The organism is Labrys sp. HAY1-8F, assembly GCF_056754975.1.
Genome location: NZ_JBPGWZ010000002.1, coordinates 4859139 through 4873271, shown reverse-complemented (window position 1 = coordinate 4873271; position 14133 = coordinate 4859139). Strand labels below are relative to the sequence as shown.

The 14133-nt window shown below is 62.2% G+C and carries 16 protein-coding genes; 5 read left to right on the top strand and 11 right to left on the bottom strand.

All coding sequences use genetic code 11. The annotated features are described in order from the left end of the window. Positions 1–112: 112 nt before the first annotated feature. Positions 113–1126 carry a DUF4261 domain-containing protein gene (locus ACR9ZN_RS31605; protein WP_481274094.1) on the bottom strand — a complete coding sequence of 338 codons (1014 nt, stop codon included), beginning with the start codon at positions 1124–1126 and terminating at the stop codon, positions 113–115. A 235-nt stretch (positions 1127–1361) separates the two neighbouring features. Between ACR9ZN_RS31605 and ACR9ZN_RS31600 the strand changes: the two genes are divergently transcribed. After that, a complete protein-coding gene (locus ACR9ZN_RS31600; RefSeq protein ID WP_481274093.1) occupies positions 1362–2651 on the top strand; it encodes an aminotransferase class V-fold PLP-dependent enzyme in 1290 nt (429 codons plus the stop codon). A gap of 23 nt (positions 2652–2674) precedes the next feature. Here the strand turns inward: ACR9ZN_RS31600 and ACR9ZN_RS31595 are convergent, their stop codons facing one another. Next, a complete protein-coding gene (locus ACR9ZN_RS31595; protein ID WP_481274092.1) occupies positions 2675–3490 on the bottom strand; it encodes a hypothetical protein in 816 nt (271 codons plus the stop codon). 182 nt (positions 3491–3672) lie between these two features. After that, entirely contained in the window at positions 3673–5064 is a 1392-nt protein-coding gene (locus tag ACR9ZN_RS31590; RefSeq protein ID WP_481274091.1) for a cytochrome P450, read from the bottom strand. A 95-nt stretch (positions 5065–5159) separates the two neighbouring features. Between ACR9ZN_RS31590 and ACR9ZN_RS31585 the strand changes: the two genes are divergently transcribed. After that, a complete protein-coding gene (locus ACR9ZN_RS31585) occupies positions 5160–5804 on the top strand; it encodes a TetR/AcrR family transcriptional regulator (protein WP_481274090.1) in 645 nt (214 codons plus the stop codon). Between the two features lie 35 nt (positions 5805–5839). On the opposite strand, the gene ACR9ZN_RS31580 is transcribed toward ACR9ZN_RS31585, so the two are convergent. The 5 genes from ACR9ZN_RS31580 to ACR9ZN_RS31560 all read right to left on the bottom strand — a co-directional run bounded on the left by ACR9ZN_RS31580 (position 5840) and on the right by ACR9ZN_RS31560 (position 9033). After that, positions 5840–6217 (bottom strand): outer membrane protein, encoded by a 378-nt coding sequence (locus tag ACR9ZN_RS31580; RefSeq protein WP_481274411.1) that lies wholly within the window; start codon positions 6215–6217, stop codon positions 5840–5842. Between the two features lie 156 nt (positions 6218–6373). Then, positions 6374–6664, bottom strand: a complete 291-nt coding sequence (locus tag ACR9ZN_RS31575) for a hypothetical protein (RefSeq protein ID WP_481274089.1) — start codon at positions 6662–6664, stop codon at positions 6374–6376. Positions 6665–6844: 180 nt separating this feature from the next. Next, positions 6845–7291 carry an SAM-dependent methyltransferase gene (locus ACR9ZN_RS31570; protein WP_454813241.1) on the bottom strand — a complete coding sequence of 149 codons (447 nt, stop codon included), beginning with the start codon at positions 7289–7291 and terminating at the stop codon, positions 6845–6847. Between the two features lie 7 nt (positions 7292–7298). After that, complete coding sequence (agp, locus tag ACR9ZN_RS31565) at positions 7299–8534, bottom strand: bifunctional glucose-1-phosphatase/inositol phosphatase (protein WP_481274088.1); 1236 nt, start codon at positions 8532–8534, stop codon at positions 7299–7301. Positions 8535–8613: 79 nt separating this feature from the next. Next, positions 8614–9033, bottom strand: coding sequence for a hypothetical protein (locus tag ACR9ZN_RS31560; RefSeq protein ID WP_481274087.1), 420 nt, complete (start codon positions 9031–9033; stop codon positions 8614–8616). Positions 9034–9354: 321 nt separating this feature from the next. On the opposite strand from ACR9ZN_RS31560, the gene ACR9ZN_RS31555 reads away from it, so the two are divergent. Next, the gene (locus ACR9ZN_RS31555; RefSeq protein WP_441774434.1) at positions 9355–9822 is read left to right on the top strand and encodes a hypothetical protein; all 468 of its coding nucleotides are present in this window, start codon (positions 9355–9357) and stop codon (positions 9820–9822) included. A gap of 68 nt (positions 9823–9890) precedes the next feature. On the opposite strand, the gene ACR9ZN_RS31550 is transcribed toward ACR9ZN_RS31555, so the two are convergent. Next, positions 9891–11066: a PcfJ domain-containing protein gene (locus ACR9ZN_RS31550; protein ID WP_481274086.1), complete on the bottom strand. Its 1176-nt coding sequence runs from the start codon at positions 11064–11066 to the stop codon at positions 9891–9893. Between the two features lie 414 nt (positions 11067–11480). Between ACR9ZN_RS31550 and ACR9ZN_RS31545 the strand changes: the two genes are divergently transcribed. Both ACR9ZN_RS31545 and ACR9ZN_RS31540 read left to right on the top strand, forming a co-directional pair. Then, positions 11481–11864: a hypothetical protein gene (locus tag ACR9ZN_RS31545; protein WP_481274085.1), complete on the top strand. Its 384-nt coding sequence runs from the start codon at positions 11481–11483 to the stop codon at positions 11862–11864. Between the two features lie 158 nt (positions 11865–12022). After that, positions 12023–12442: a hypothetical protein gene (locus tag ACR9ZN_RS31540; RefSeq protein WP_454813236.1), complete on the top strand. Its 420-nt coding sequence runs from the start codon at positions 12023–12025 to the stop codon at positions 12440–12442. 29 nt (positions 12443–12471) lie between these two features. Here ACR9ZN_RS31540 and ACR9ZN_RS31535 read toward each other — a convergent pair whose 3' ends face one another. After that, on the bottom strand, positions 12472–13413 hold the full coding sequence (locus ACR9ZN_RS31535; protein ID WP_481274084.1) for a DUF6454 family protein: 942 nt from the start codon (positions 13411–13413) through the stop codon (positions 12472–12474). Positions 13414–13478: 65 nt separating this feature from the next. Beyond that, on the bottom strand, positions 13479–14093 hold the full coding sequence (locus ACR9ZN_RS31530) for a pyridoxamine 5'-phosphate oxidase family protein (RefSeq protein ID WP_434955543.1): 615 nt from the start codon (positions 14091–14093) through the stop codon (positions 13479–13481). Between the last annotated feature and the right edge of the window lie 40 nt (positions 14094–14133).

Genomic DNA, 14133 nt, shown 5'->3' with positions numbered 1-14133 from the left:
GGCGGGGTTGGGATTCGGAGGCAACAATGGCACTATCGACTTATAATCGCACAGCGACCACCGCCCGATACGGAGCTGTCCTTCTTTCCCCAACACGACGCCACTCCAACCTTCATTTCTGTGACCGGCCAAACCAGTCGGCAATGCGAGCGCCCAGACTCTGTGGGCTTTTCCGTTTGGCCCACATCCCCGGTGGCACCAGTGTTGGCGGTATGTTTGCGACATCGGTCGGAAGCCAACGGATAACTTGGCGCGGTGGATCAGAGAGACCTTCGTCGACATGGTGGCCTCGCCATCTGATGTCACCTGGCCCGTCCATCGTGTCCCCTTCCTCTATGACATCACCCTTGTCGATGATGTAGAGCGCTGCGTTCCTGAGGAAACGATCTACTTCTTGCGGAGAAAAGCGGTTCTTAGGGAAGACGGCCTCCTGATCCGGCCGGTCGAATTGCCAGCTGCCGACCATATCCATGGCCAGCCAATCCCCCGCGACGTCGAAGAGCCGGATGTTGCTCCACGCATCGATGGCAGGCAGGCCATTTCGGCGATTAAAATCCAACGTATCTTCAAACACCTCGGATGGGAGCACGACTTCGCCATTCGGATTGAAATAGCAAATGGCTCCCGGCAGTTGCAGGACGTGTCTGGCAAGCCCGGTCACGAAGACGAGTTCATCGACGCCATCATAGTGTTCGGGCCGCACTGGCGCATCGTTGGGCTCTCCAAAAACATAGCTCGCTCTGATACGAACGAAGCTGTCGTGAGCCCCTACCTTCGACGTAGCATCCGCCCAGCGCCATGATTGCTGGACCGCTCGGGCAAGTGCGTTCGGATAGGTGAAAGGACCGAAATGTCCCAGGCTCCATGCGCCGAATAGCATGGCATCGATTTTGGAATCACCCATGTGATCCGGCCACATTTGATTGACGACATCGACGTTTACCAGTCCATTGACGTCCGGACGGTAGGCAACTGTCAGACTCGGACCGCCAAATTGCCAGTGTTCGGAAGACTGATTTTCTCCGATGATGGTATAACTAGGCTGCAGAATTTTCCGAATTACATCGAGATTAACCGCCCCCTCGAACAAGATCACGACAGTTTGTGTGAAGAAGCCTTTTCCCATGGCCATTACTTTGTGAAAATCCGAAACAATTGCGGTTTAGGATAATTACTGAATAGAGAAGATCTGTGCAGGAAAGACTGGCGGAAGGACCACCGGACGATGTTCCCTAGTTTTGCTTCTATCGCATCGCCAGTTATCTGGCAGCCGGAATCCATGATTTGAGCCGGTTTCATGCTCCCGTTATGAAGTCGCCCTAAGCGAACGCCATCGCAAGCAAGGGCAAAATGGAGCTACCATGATCCAGCGTCGCAATTTCCTGATCAGCGGGCTGCTGACCACCGTGATGGCGGCGGCGATGCGGCCGGCGCGGGCGGCCGAAAGCGTCACCCTGCCGGCGCAGGACCCGAGCAAGCTTGCCACCGATGCCGGCTTCTGGTCCGGCGTTCGCGACCTCTATGACGTCGACCGTTCCACCGCCAATCTCGAAAACGGTTATTGGGGCATCATGGCCCGGCCGGTGCTGGAGACCTATGTCGAGAACATCCAGCGCGTGAACCGCCAGAACACGCTCTATGCCCGCAAGTCCTTCGATGCCGACTTTGCCGCTGTGCGTGACCGCGTCGCCACCGCGCTCGGCGTCTCACCCGAGGAGATCGCCATCACCCGTGGCGCCACCGAGGCACTGCAGACACTGATAGCCGGCTACAACAAGCTCCAGCCCGGCGACGCTGTGCTCTATGCCGACCTCGACTATGATTCCATGCAATATGCCATGGGCATGCTCGAGAGCCGCCGCGGCGTCACGGTCAAGACTTTCGCCATCCCAGAGCCGGCCACGCGCGAGGCCGTGCTGGAGACCTATCGCAAGGTGCTGGAGGAAACGCCCAAGGCGAAGCTCCTTTTGCTCACCCATCTGTCGCACCGCACCGGACTGGTGATGCCGGTGCGCGAGATCACGGCGATGGCGCGCGCCAAGGGCGTCGACGTCATCCTCGACGCCGCCCATAGCTGGGGCCAGTTGCCGCTCGACATGACCGATCTCGGCGTCGACTTCGCCGGCTTCAACCTGCACAAATGGATCGGCGCGCCGGTCGGGCTCGGCTTCCTCTATATCCGCAAGGGCCGCCTTGCCGATATCGACACCCATATGGGCGACAAGGACTGGCCGGCCGAGGACATCCGCTCGCGCATCCACACCGGCACGCTCAATTTCGCCGCCGCGCTCACCATCCCGGCGGCGCTCGACCTGCACCAGTCGATCGGCGTCGCGGCCAAACATGCCCGGGTCAGCCATCTGCGCAATTACTGGGTCGAGCGCGTCGCCGACATCGGCGCCATCGAGATCCTGACACCGAACGATCCGGCCCTGCATGCCGGCATCACCTCGTTCCGGATCAAGGGCAAGGTGAGCAAGGACGACAACACCGCCATCGTCACCCGGCTCAGGGACGAGTTCAAGGTGCTCACCGTGCGTCGGGCCGGTGTGGCCGCTGGCCAATGCATCCGTGTCTCCCCGGCCGTCTACACAACCGAGGCGGAACTCGACCGCCTCATCGCCGCCCTGACGGCCGTGACAGCGGCCTGAAGCAAAACGCTCCAGTCCGGCGCTCACCAGCGCATGCTGCGGTCGAGCCGGATATCATCCTGCACCGGCGAGACCGCCGCCTGGACGGCGGCGCGTTCCTCGTCGGTAAGATCGAGTATCTCAAGCCCGGCATCGAGCAGAATCGGCGTCGAGGTCGTCTGAGGCACAACTGCGAGCACCTGGCGCTCCTCGGTGCCGAGGAAGAACGGCGTCTCCTTCTTCTTCAAGACGCTGGTCGCCTTGCGGGTCTTGCCGTCGAGCGAATATTCATACTTGATCGTGTAGTTCAGCCAGGTCCGGGCCTGCGTCAGGACCTTGGCGACGACAGGTCTCATGACAACCGGTTCGGCCACCGCCCGCCTGAGTCTCGATGCCTTGAGCAGCATGGCAAGGCCCGCGATGCCAAGAGCGGCAAACCCACCGACAAATGCGAGGAAAGTGAGGACGCGATCGGTGATCTTCTCGACGCCCAGCTCCAGTGTCAGCAGCTGGGGATCCTCGCGCGAGCGCACAACCCCCGTTTCATAGTCTCCGGCATGCATGTCCACGAACATCATCTCGACCCTGCTCCTGGCGCCGTCGGGTGCCGTGATGGTGGCGGAGCAATCGGTGAAGATGAGCTTGCGGGTCTTGCACTCGCCATTCGAAATCCGCGCATCGTCGGCGATCTCGTAATTGCGGCTGATCTTGTAATCGCGCCACAGATCCTCGGCCTGCCACCAGCCAATGCCGCCCGCGAGGGCGAAGCCGACCAGAACGACGAAACACCCCGTGAGGCGGCTGATGCCGATACGGTTCGCCCGCAGAGGGCGGGTGGGAAATGCGTCGAGCACACTCATGGGGCCGCTTGATCCAGATTGACGATGTACTCGTGTTATCGCCGGGCAGCGGGCATGTCATCAGATCAGGCCGGATTTCTTCTTGAGAAATCACAGTCGAGTTTCGCTGGTTACACCGACGTGACCTTCGGCAAGCGGGGATCAACATCACAAGCAGTCCACAAAACGATTGCGTTCCCTCGCTACCGCCTCTGCACCCCCTTCATCCGCAGCTTACGATCCGGGCGCAGCGTAATGCGCAGCTTTGGCTTGGGTTCGGACGCATCGACGGGGTGTAGCGAAAAGCTCTTCAACAGCACGGCCAGGATCGCGACCGCCTCCAGCATGGCAAAGGCACTGCCGATGCAGGTACGCGGCCCGGCGCCGAACGGCATATAGGCATAGCGGTGGCGTCCTTTCGCCCGCTCCGGGGCGAAGCGATCGGGATCGAAGCGCTCCGGCTCCTCCCACAGGCTGGTATGGCGGTGCACCGCATAGATGGGCACATAGATCGCCGCTCCGGCGGGAATGACATGCTGGCCGAGCTTGAAGTCGGCCAATGCGACACGCGGAATGATCGCCGCCGGCGGATAGAGCCGCATCGCCTCCTGGAATACCTGGCGCGTATAGGCGAGGTTGGCAATGTGCTCCGGCAGCACCGCGCCGGCCTCCCCGGTTACGGCCTCGATTTCTGCCAGGACGCGTGCCTCGATATCCGGATGGGTGGCGAGGAGATGGAACGTCCAGGCGAGGCCGAGCGCCGTGGTTTCATGGCCAGCCATGACGAAGGTCAAGAGGTTGTCGACCACCTGCCCGTCGCTCATTCGGCGTCCGCTTTCAGGGTCGACGGCCGACAGCAGCAGGCCGAGCAGGTCCTGCCGCTGCTCGGACGACAGTCGGCGCTCGGCCACCACCCGCGACAGCGTCGTGCGCAAATAGCCCGCCGATCGCGTGATGCCGCCCCGCCCCGGATAGGGCAACCAGTCCGGCGCCCTGAGCAGGCCCATGGCGAAGGTCCAGCCCGATCCTTCCAGGTAGCGGGTGACGCTGCGTTCCACCGCCTCGGCATCGATCGCGCCCTGCCCGGACATCATGGTCTCGACGATGATATCGAAGGTGGTGTGCATCATCTCGTGCCCGATATCGAATTCAGCGCCGGGGCCCGTCTCGTGCCAGCGCATGCGCGTGCGCTCCGCGGCGGCGATCATGGTGGGCAGGAAGGCAAGCAGCTTCTCGTGCCGGAAGCCCTGCGCCACCGATTGGCGTTGCCATTTCCAGTGCTCGCCATCGGCTGTGAGCAGCCCCTGCCCGAGCGCCGGGCCGAGGCCGCGCCTTGTGTCCTCGCCCTTGCCGAGAGCGGCGCTGTTGGTGGTCAACGCCTCGTGGATCAGCACGGGATCGGTGAGGAAGATCCGCAGCTTGCCGCCGCTGCGCGTGATCACCAGCGGTTCCCTGAAGGCCTCGGGCGGGATGACCTTGAGTGGATTGGTGATCATGGCCGAGAACACCGCCAGCAGGGAACTGCGGCTGACAGCGACGCCTTCGCTCGCCTCGGAAATCACGGGATCGACTGCAATGTTCACGCCGGCCTCCATCGCCTGAATTGTACCCGTACCAGCAATCGATTTAAGGTAATGACCTTAGAGTTAGGCGACATTAAGGTGAGCACCTTAAATTAGGACGGAGACGCATGGCGACGGGGACGAAGGCAAGAAAGGCAGCAACCAGCAAGGGCGGAGAGACGCGTGGGCGTATCGTCTCGCTTGCTCTCGGCCTGTTCAACGAGAACGGGCCTGATCGTGTCACCACGGCGCAGATCGCCGCCGCCGCCGGCATCAACGAAGGCAATCTCTATTACCATTTCCGCACCAAGGAGACGCTGGTCGCGGCCGTGCTCGACCGCTTCGAGGCCGATGCCATGGCGTTGCTGGCGGAAGGAACCGAGGGTACGGCCGATCCGGCAACATCCTTCGGATTACTGGAGCGCTGGTTTGCCTTGATCTGGGAGTATCGCTTCCTGCTGCGCGACATGATCGGCCTGCTTGCGCTCTCACCCGAATTGCGGCTGCGCGTGCGTGCGCTCAGCGCGCATCTGCGTGGCGCCGTCGAAACACTGGCGCAAGTCCTGCGCGAACGAGGATTGCTGGTCCTCCCGGACGACCAGTTCCAGCCACTGCTCGCCAATCTGTGGATCGTAGCGACGTATTGGGCACTCTATCTCGACGTCCACGAGGGCATCGATGCCCTAACGCCGGAGCATCTGGCCTGGGGCCTCGGCCAGGTCCGCAGCCTGCTGCGCCCCTATCTCGCGCCCAGTCTGCAGGCGCTGCTGTAATAGGGTGGCCCGGGAGGCGAGCCACCCACAAACCCTCAAAAATGGTAGTTCACGCCGAGCCGCACCGTATGAAAGGCGGTGCTGATCTTGGTGTGGTAGAGCATGTAGTCATTGTAGGCAGGTGGCGTGGCATTCGGCCAATATTCATTGGCATGGGCCTTCTGATCGCCAAAATCGAGATACTGATATTCGAGCTTTGCGGTCCAGTTCGGCGCAAAGGCATATTCCATGCCGGCGCCGAGCACATAACCGGCCTTGGTCTCGCTCTTGGAGACATGGCCGGCGTAGTGGAACCCTCCGGAGCCGACACCGCCATCGATGAAATCGAACTGGCTCTTGATGCCGCCATAGGCAAGGCCACCCGTGACATAGAAAAGGAAATCGCCATAGGCGTAACCGAGACGTGGACGCAGCGTGCCGAACCATTGCGCCTTGGCGCGGTTGCGATAGCTGTAATAATAGCCGGGACTGTTGCCCCAGGGCGCCTTCCAGGGCTCGAACTGGCCACGGGCCGTGTCCTCGACGCCGCTGACGTCGATATCGGTCTCCAGGCCAACGACGAAGGCGCCCTATTGCAGATTATAGCCGAGCTGGCCACCCCCGAAGACCCCTGAAGGCGAGACTGTGCCCGCCTTGCTGCGCCATTGCACCTCGTTGTTGCGCGAGATGCGGGCGATATCGACATCCTGGCCCGCGCCAAAGCCGTAACCGGCATGCAGACCCGCATAGAAGCCCGTCCAGCTCGGCGCCTCCAAGGGAACCGCGGGCTCGACAACGGCCGGCGCCAGATCGGCCGCCCCCGCAGTCTCCACCGTCCCCAATGCCGCGACCAGCGCAGCCATCCCCACCCAAACACGCATTGCCTGCCCCACCGAGCTCATTCCTGACGCGTGGTGATAGCGGCGGATGGATGAAGACCGAATGTCAGAATTCTGAAGCTTTCGTGAACGCAATTTCAATAAAATTCAAGTAAAAATGCAACTCAAGATTGCGCTTAAATTCCTCGAATTCTTAATGAAAAGCGACAACAGATACCGCCGTCATTTTGAATCCTGAACCCCATTCAGCATTATCTCGTACAAAGGATCACCACCATCGAGGAAAAGTCGCCCCCCGGGCCTCAACGCAGCCGCGAGGCGAAGCCGCACCGTCTCGCCGGCCGCCGGATGTCGCCCATCGAGTGCACCAACTCGTATGGCAACAGCCAGATCATAGGGCATCTCACCGTCTTCCAGCATGAAGGCCTCGGCGGCGACCTCCCGGAAGCTGAGCCGCCCCGCCATGATCTCAACCCTGGAGCTTATGACGGCCTGCGCAATCGCACGGGCGGAGCGGTCGATCGCCAGCACATGGCCATCGCCGATGCGCGCCGCCATAGCCCGCGCCAGTGCACCCGGCCCGCAACCAATCTCCAACACGCGCAGGCCCGGTCGCAGCGGTAAGGCCTCGAGAATAAGGCGCAGCCGCTCAGAGAGCTTACTCGCCACCGTCGTCCTACGGCAGTGCCTTGACGAAATCGCTCCAGGCGCAGAAGCCGTCCTTGTCGGTGGGACACCCCTTGAGCTTCAATGTCACCCGGCGCGGTGGGTTCTTTGGCGTGAGCTTGGCGCCTTGGCGCAATTGCGCTTTGGTCTGATAGACATAGTCGAGCCGGAACAAGTCGCGATTGCCCTTGCCGTCGCGCCAGCGCTGGAACTGGATGACGCCGCCGATCGGCGTCTTCTCGTCCTGTCCCGGCAGCACATAGGGCTCGGCCTCGAGCGCGGCCAGGACGGAAGCGACATTGGAATCGTGTCCAAACAGCACCGTCACCGGCACGGCCTTGCCGGCCTCCGGCTTCACCAGGACACCGGCGATGTAGGCCAGCATCGGGCCGGCTACGTCGCGGGCCACGGCTGGCGTGGTGAACAGAGCCTCCTGGTAGCCATTCTTGATGGCGGCGAGCGAGCGCCATTGCGCTTCGTTGCGGATCCTCCCCCAGGCGACCTCGCCAGGTGGGAAGCCCTCATAATATTGCAGGGTGAAAGCATCGACCACGGCGTTGCCGAGCTTGAGCGGGCCCTTGGTGCCCGGTTCCTCGCCAGCCTTGGCGGTGAAGCTGTCGTCGCTCTTGGTCAGATCGCAGAGCTTGTCCTGCCTGCAGCTCTGCGAGGCCTTGAAGGCGAGGATGCCGTCGAGCAGCCGGTAGCCCGGCGCGAGCGGCGTAGTCTTGGCCTGCGCAACCATCGCCGTGACCGCCTGCTCGCGGAAGCCATCGCTGTCGGCACGGATGGACGGATTGAAGGTGGGATCCATCGTGCCCATCTTGTCCTGATGGTGCACGGCGACATCGCAGCCGGCAAAGGCGCCGGCGACGAAGAACTGTGCCGTCGCGACCGTGCGCTGCAGGCTGTTGGCATAGATGTGGACGCTGCCCGGCGCCGGACAGGCATCCTTGGCGATGAGGCCGTTCTCGGCCAGCCAGCCGCCGATGGAGCGGCCCATATAGGTTTCGAGAATACCGCCCTTGACCGTGAGATTGCCGCCAGGCACCTCCCATTCCGGCCATTTCCTCTCGGTGACCTTGGCGAGCGCACTGCCGCTGTTGGCCAGCGGCGCGCGCAGATTGTGCCGGCTGAGCATCAGCACCTGCTCGAGCTTGTAGCCTTCAGGTACCGGCTCGGCCAACGCCGGCGTCGCCAAAAAGGCGCAAGCCATCGCGGCCAGTAGAGCGACATGTCGTGCAATCATGGCGATTCATTCCCCCTTGCCGACCTCCATCAGTGGCACAGGCGGAGGAGATTGTCGCCTCGCCGCAAAGTGCCGTCTCCTATTTCACGGTCAGATCAACCTCATAGCTTTCGTAGCGACTGGTATATTCAAGCACATTTGGCGCGATGCGCCAGGAAACGCCGAAGCTGTCGCCCCCTGCATAGTTGCCGGCCGGCTGGTAGATGACCCAGGGCGCAGTGACGTTGGTTCCGGCGCAGACCCCGAACGATGCCGGCAATTTAACGCTGACCTTGGCGATCCTGGCCGCGCCGTGCTGGGGCTGACGTTCGATCCGCACATCATGCAGGGAGTATACGCCGCAGGTTTCCCGCGCCAGCCCGAACAAGGGCACCACCGGCATCGGCTTGCCATGGGCAACGGTCCGGACGATGGTACCAGCATCGGCCGGCACCGTGTCGGCAAGCAAGACCGCCGCCACACTTGCTGCGGTAAAACAGAAAACAGATGCATGTTTCATGAATGATACGCCCCTTTGACTGGGGCATCCGACCATAAAACCCAATATTGTCAAGCTAGAACGCTATAAATAACTCCGGAAACCATAGCGATATCTTGAATTTATTGGAAGACGAAAACAAAAGGTAGAAATATACCTTATAAACTAAAAACCAAAATACTTTCCCTTGGAGCACACAAAACAGACCGGCCACAGCAGCCACTCCAATGGTTTGAGAAGACTGTCTGCCTGTCTGTTCTAGAGGGGACAGAAGCTCTTCGAAGATCAAGGTAGTATGGCCCAATGACAAAGCCTGAATTCAGTGGGACGAAATAGGCGGCTATGAACCGACATCGCAGGAATACCCTCATCCTGATGCTGGCTGGAGCAATGGCTGTCATCGGCACAGCCGCGCCGGCCGCAATTCCCGACATGTCGCAGGCTGCCCTCACCGCCGAGGCCGATCTCATCCTCACGGGCCGCTTGGTGGCCGCCACCGCCGCCAAGAAGGTGCCGGAATGGGTGAAAAGACGCGATGACATTTCCTTTTTCGAAAGAGGCGCATTCGTCGACGAAGTCTTCACGCTGACGATCGAGGTCGGCACGGTGGAGAAGGGATCGCGCGCACTCACCGGCCAACGCATCGAGGCGCAGGGTTGGCGTGCCTATGGACGACCTTCGGGCTGGGCCGGACCGGGCGGCACCATCCGTGACCTCCCGGCTGACGGGACACGCATCAAGGTCTGGCTGAAGCAAGAAGAAGGCCGCTGGCAATTGCTGTCCCCATCCGGGCTGGCCCCAGCGCCCTGATATCCCAAGGCTCATCGATATCGATGGCTGTCGGAAACACCCACCGGCAAGCCGGGGGGTGTTGTCCTTCAGCGCAGGGTTACCCCGCGCGCTTTCGCCCAGCGCTTCAGCATCTGCTCCTCTTCCGGCCTGGCGAGCCGGTTGGCAAAACCCCGGATCTGAATGGCGACATGCTGACGATCGAGTTCGATGGTCAGCAGGCGCTCCACTGCTCCTGCCACACGGCGGCGCAGCGACCAGATCGAGGCATTGCCGGTGAGGCACTTATAGGCATAGCCCGAGACGCAGTGATGCATGGCGCGGCTCTCGGTTAGTAGATCGGCGCCGGTCTTGAGCTGCACCATCAGGATCTCTTCCCTGCGGTGCGGGGCTTCCTTGGTCGAAGGCTGCCAGGACCAATCGGCCAAAGCCGCTCCCTGCCAGCGCCCGCCATCCGACGACTTGCCATCGCCATTGGCGGCCGGTCGCCTTGCTTGCGCGGCATGGCGCTGCGCCATCCGCCGGATCTGGTCCAGTTGGGCCAGTTCACGATGCCACTCCCGCATCTGCCGCTGTAGCGAAGCGGGCGTACGGCCCTTCAGGCTGTAGCGCCGGTCCGCCCGGAAGCGGGCCGAGAGGAAATCGCAAAGATCGTCGATCTCCTCCAGCGGCAGCGGATGCACACAGAAGAAGCGTGCCGCCTCGCGCCAAAAGGCATGCACCTTCTGCGTGCGCTGGGTTGCAGCGATCTTCGAGCGGGCGATACGCAGCGCCACGCCGACATCGTCGGTGTAGGAACGGGCGATCGCCTGCCAGAGAGCCGCCTCGAAGGAGAGCTCCGCCGGCGGATTGAGAAAGGCATGTACCTCCTTGCGGGAGAGCCAGTCCTTGGCGCACTCCTTGTAGAGCGAGCCGCCCTGGGCAGCCACAAGATACCAGCGCTTGCGTTCCTTCAGCTCGGACGCCTCCAGGCCGGCAGGACCAGACCAGACGTGTTCGAGCGGAGCGGGCACCGGATAACGGGCGAAGAGATAGCGGGCCGCCGCCAGCCGCAGACGCGCGGGATCGCGCGTCTTCAACTGCGGTCGCCATTCTCCGGGATCGCGCAGCACGGCGCTGGACAGGCCAACCCGTACTGCTGCGATTGCCTCGCTCAGGGGAGAAAAGCACTGCGCCTGCGGCGCGCGGGCGCGCAGCGTGGCCTCATAGGCCGCGATACGTTCGCGCTCGGCATCCTGCCGGCGCTGAATCATGGAACGTGCCATGGTCGTTCAACCTGATGGACATATGGACAGCCGGACGCAATGCGGGCGCCGGCACGAAACGTGACGTTCCCTGTTGCGATCTCATGGCTGTTCTCCCTCGGGTCGAACGGTTGCGGGGCGCGCTCTCTAATCCCGACCGCTCATGGACGCAAGAGCCCATGTCGCCATCGGACCATTTCATGCCGTCCTGTGGCATTGCTGCATCGAGGGCAGCAGGCTTCGGGCCCGCTTGCTTCCCAAAGCGGCCTCATCTGCCTATACACGACCGCAGTGCTCGGTCCAGGCAAGGAGCCTACAATGACCCCTTCGCTTTCAAAGCCCCGTATGCGGCCTCAGGCTGGGACATTGGCCGCGACCTTGGTCCTTGGCCTCGTGCTGGGCCTGCCAAACACGACTTCAAGCAAAGCTGGCGACGTGACAGACAAGGCCTTGATGCTGTTCCGGGACGCCTGCCTTGCCACGGCGCCAGCCTTCGACAGGGCGATGGCAGCAGCCAAGAAACATGGCATCAAGCCGCAGATGGATCTTGGGGCCAGCCTGGTCGGCATGGCCCCTGACGGCTCCTTTTCCCTGCAGGTGCGCGGCAAGAAGGAATGTGCCGTCACGGCCGAGAAAAGTGCCGGCCCGGCTGTGGCCGAGCAATTTCGCAGCGTAGTCGCTGCCGCCGCGGGCGTACCCGCCGCCAGCCTGGCCAGCGACGGCCCGATCCAGATCACGATGCGGGGCCAGACCTATGTGGTCCGCCACGATCGCAAAGGCGGCGAGGCCTATGTCATCATGAGCACGGCGGGTTTGTGAGGAGACCGAGACACTATTGGTCCGAAGTCGAATGCAAAGACCTTTGTAATCTCCAGCACAATCGTTCTGCCTCGCATCCGAGGTCCCGGTACAATCGGCGGCATGGATAACGTTACGTTACCGTGCTATCGATGATGCCCTGCCGGAATTGTCTCATCATGCAGCGAAACCCCATGATCAAATACGGTATCGCAGCCTTGCTTGTGTTCGGCGCAACCGCCGTCCAGGCTCAGACCTGTTCTTCCAATTTCACCGTTTCCGGCGGACTCGCCCCGGCGATCTCGACATGGGATGTCTTTCCCGGCTTGAGCCCCGCCACGGCGATCGACAATCTGACGCGCACGGCGCATCTCAACAGTTACTGGGTCGGCATCAAGGTGAACCGTCGGCTCGGCCTCCTCACCGCACTCAATGATGGCGCCCGTAACGGACGGGTCCAGGAAGTCAAGATGGCCGCCCGCAAGCGCGGCAACGCCACGCGGGTCGACTACACCATGATCCTGAATCCGGGCCAGATACCAGGCCCCGACTTCCGCTCCGACGTCTGCCGTATCATCCGCTCCGCAGCCGGAGGCTGAGCGCCAGGCCGCTGCCAACCGTAGCGACATCAGGGCGTCTGGGCCTCGTAGACGAACAGGGTCGACTTGTCGTCATCCGGCATGAAATAGGCTCGCAGCCCGCCGTCCCTGGTTTCGATGAAGGCCGGATTCTGCGTCATCGGCAAGCCCGAGGGGGCCCAGAGTTCAACAGGCACCTGCCAGACCGGCCGGTTGTCCTTGAGATCGACCAGTTCGAGGCCTCCCAGGCGGAAGGGCTCCGCATTCGGCGCAACCTTGTAGGCGTTCAGGCCGGAGCAGAGCATGCGCGAACCGCCGGCATAATGGCAGTCCTGATAGTCGATATATTGAGCCGGGTTCATCACCCGCAGCGTCTCCGGGCGGGCATCGGCATTGGTGATCTTGCCGTCCGCGCCGAGCGGCCAGGCATAGAAGCGCCGCGATCCCCAGCTCACGCCATGCAGGGAGTTGCGCTGCGTGTCATGGACGATGCCACCGACATGATCCTTGAAGCGAAACACCTCGACGGCCTTCATGGTGGCGGGATCGACCTTGTAAATGATCGACTGGCTGTTGGGCCGATATTCGGCCACCGGCACCCAGATGAACTTGCCGTCGAAATCGATGCCGCCGGGGTGATAGATGCTGCCCTCCCCCAGCTTGAGGTCGGCCAGCAGCCTGCCATCCTTGGAGATGCGGAACAGATGCCCCTCGCCCTCGCCGGTATCGCGGTCATACCCCTCGCGCGGCGAGGGGTATTTGGTGGTCGGCTTGATGATGTTCACCGACGACACGAAGAAATCATCACCGATCTTGACCATGCCCTGCGGATGGAAAGTCGGGAAGGCGATGGGGATGGCCGCCACCTGTTTCCAGGCAGTCCCCCGCGTGAGCCTGGTCACGCGTTCGGCGAGCCCAAGCTCACCCGCCGTGACCACGCTCGGCAACAGCGTCAGCGCGGCGAGAACGGCGGCAATCTTGATTCGGATCATCACAATATCCTCCCTGGCGCCTGCCTTACCGCACGCCCCTAACGTTGATGTGACCGCTGCGCTGCTCAGTAGATCGTCTGGCGCAGACGTTCGGGATAGGCCTTGTCATAGGCCTCGCCGTCGAAATCACCCTTGGTAATCGTGCTCAGGATCTGGCCCATACTCGGCAGCTGCGACCGCGAGATCTGCGTCGAAGGATCCCACAGCTTCGAACGCACCAGCGCCTTCTGGCATTGGGTGTAGATCTCGTCCACCGTGACGATGATGACGCTGCGCGGTGCCTTGCCTTGCATGGCGAAGCTGGCGCACAGGTCCGCATCGGTCGAGATCACGGCACGGCCGACCACGCGCAGCGTCTCGCCGATGCCCGGGATCATGAAGAGGAGATGGACGCGCGGATCCTCGATGATGTTGCGCAGCGAATCCAGCCGATTATTGCCGCGCCTGTCCGGAATGATCAGCGTCTTGGCATCGGCGACGCGGACGAACCCGGCCGGATCCCCGCGTGGCGAGCAATCGACGCCGGACGGCCCCACCGAGGCCAGCATCATGAAGGGCGAAGCCTGGATGAAGGCATGATACTGGTCGGACACATGATCCAGCACCTTGATGCGGGCGGCCGGCTGCACCGGTTCGCTGTAGAGCGTCTCGAGCTCGGCGATGGTTGTGATCAGCGACATCAGGAACTTCCGTTCTTTCGACTGCGGCAGGCGCCGCAGC

What these genes read in the sequence shown, in the direction of transcription:
- ACR9ZN_RS31605 (WP_481274094.1), bottom strand. Translation starts at nt 1,126, where the DNA reads ATGGGAAAAGGCTTCTTCACACAAACTGTCGTGATCTTGTTCGAGGGG.
- ACR9ZN_RS31600 (WP_481274093.1), top strand. Translation starts at nt 1,362, where the DNA reads ATGATCCAGCGTCGCAATTTCCTGATCAGCGGGCTGCTGACCACCGTG.
- ACR9ZN_RS31595 (WP_481274092.1), bottom strand. Translation starts at nt 3,490, where the DNA reads ATGAGTGTGCTCGACGCATTTCCCACCCGCCCTCTGCGGGCGAACCGT.
- ACR9ZN_RS31590 (WP_481274091.1), bottom strand. Translation starts at nt 5,064, where the DNA reads ATGGAGGCCGGCGTGAACATTGCAGTCGATCCCGTGATTTCCGAGGCG.
- ACR9ZN_RS31585 (WP_481274090.1), top strand. Translation starts at nt 5,160, where the DNA reads ATGGCGACGGGGACGAAGGCAAGAAAGGCAGCAACCAGCAAGGGCGGA.
- ACR9ZN_RS31575 (WP_481274089.1), bottom strand. Translation starts at nt 6,664, where the DNA reads ATGCGTGTTTGGGTGGGGATGGCTGCGCTGGTCGCGGCATTGGGGACG.
- agp (WP_481274088.1), bottom strand. Translation starts at nt 8,534, where the DNA reads ATGATTGCACGACATGTCGCTCTACTGGCCGCGATGGCTTGCGCCTTT.
- ACR9ZN_RS31560 (WP_481274087.1), bottom strand. Translation starts at nt 9,033, where the DNA reads ATGAAACATGCATCTGTTTTCTGTTTTACCGCAGCAAGTGTGGCGGCG.
- ACR9ZN_RS31555 (WP_441774434.1), top strand. Translation starts at nt 9,355, where the DNA reads ATGAACCGACATCGCAGGAATACCCTCATCCTGATGCTGGCTGGAGCA.
- ACR9ZN_RS31550 (WP_481274086.1), bottom strand. Translation starts at nt 11,066, where the DNA reads ATGGCACGTTCCATGATTCAGCGCCGGCAGGATGCCGAGCGCGAACGT.
- ACR9ZN_RS31540 (WP_454813236.1), top strand. Translation starts at nt 12,023, where the DNA reads ATGCAGCGAAACCCCATGATCAAATACGGTATCGCAGCCTTGCTTGTG.
- ACR9ZN_RS31535 (WP_481274084.1), bottom strand. Translation starts at nt 13,413, where the DNA reads ATGATCCGAATCAAGATTGCCGCCGTTCTCGCCGCGCTGACGCTGTTG.
- ACR9ZN_RS31530 (WP_434955543.1), bottom strand. Translation starts at nt 14,093, where the DNA reads ATGTCGCTGATCACAACCATCGCCGAGCTCGAGACGCTCTACAGCGAA.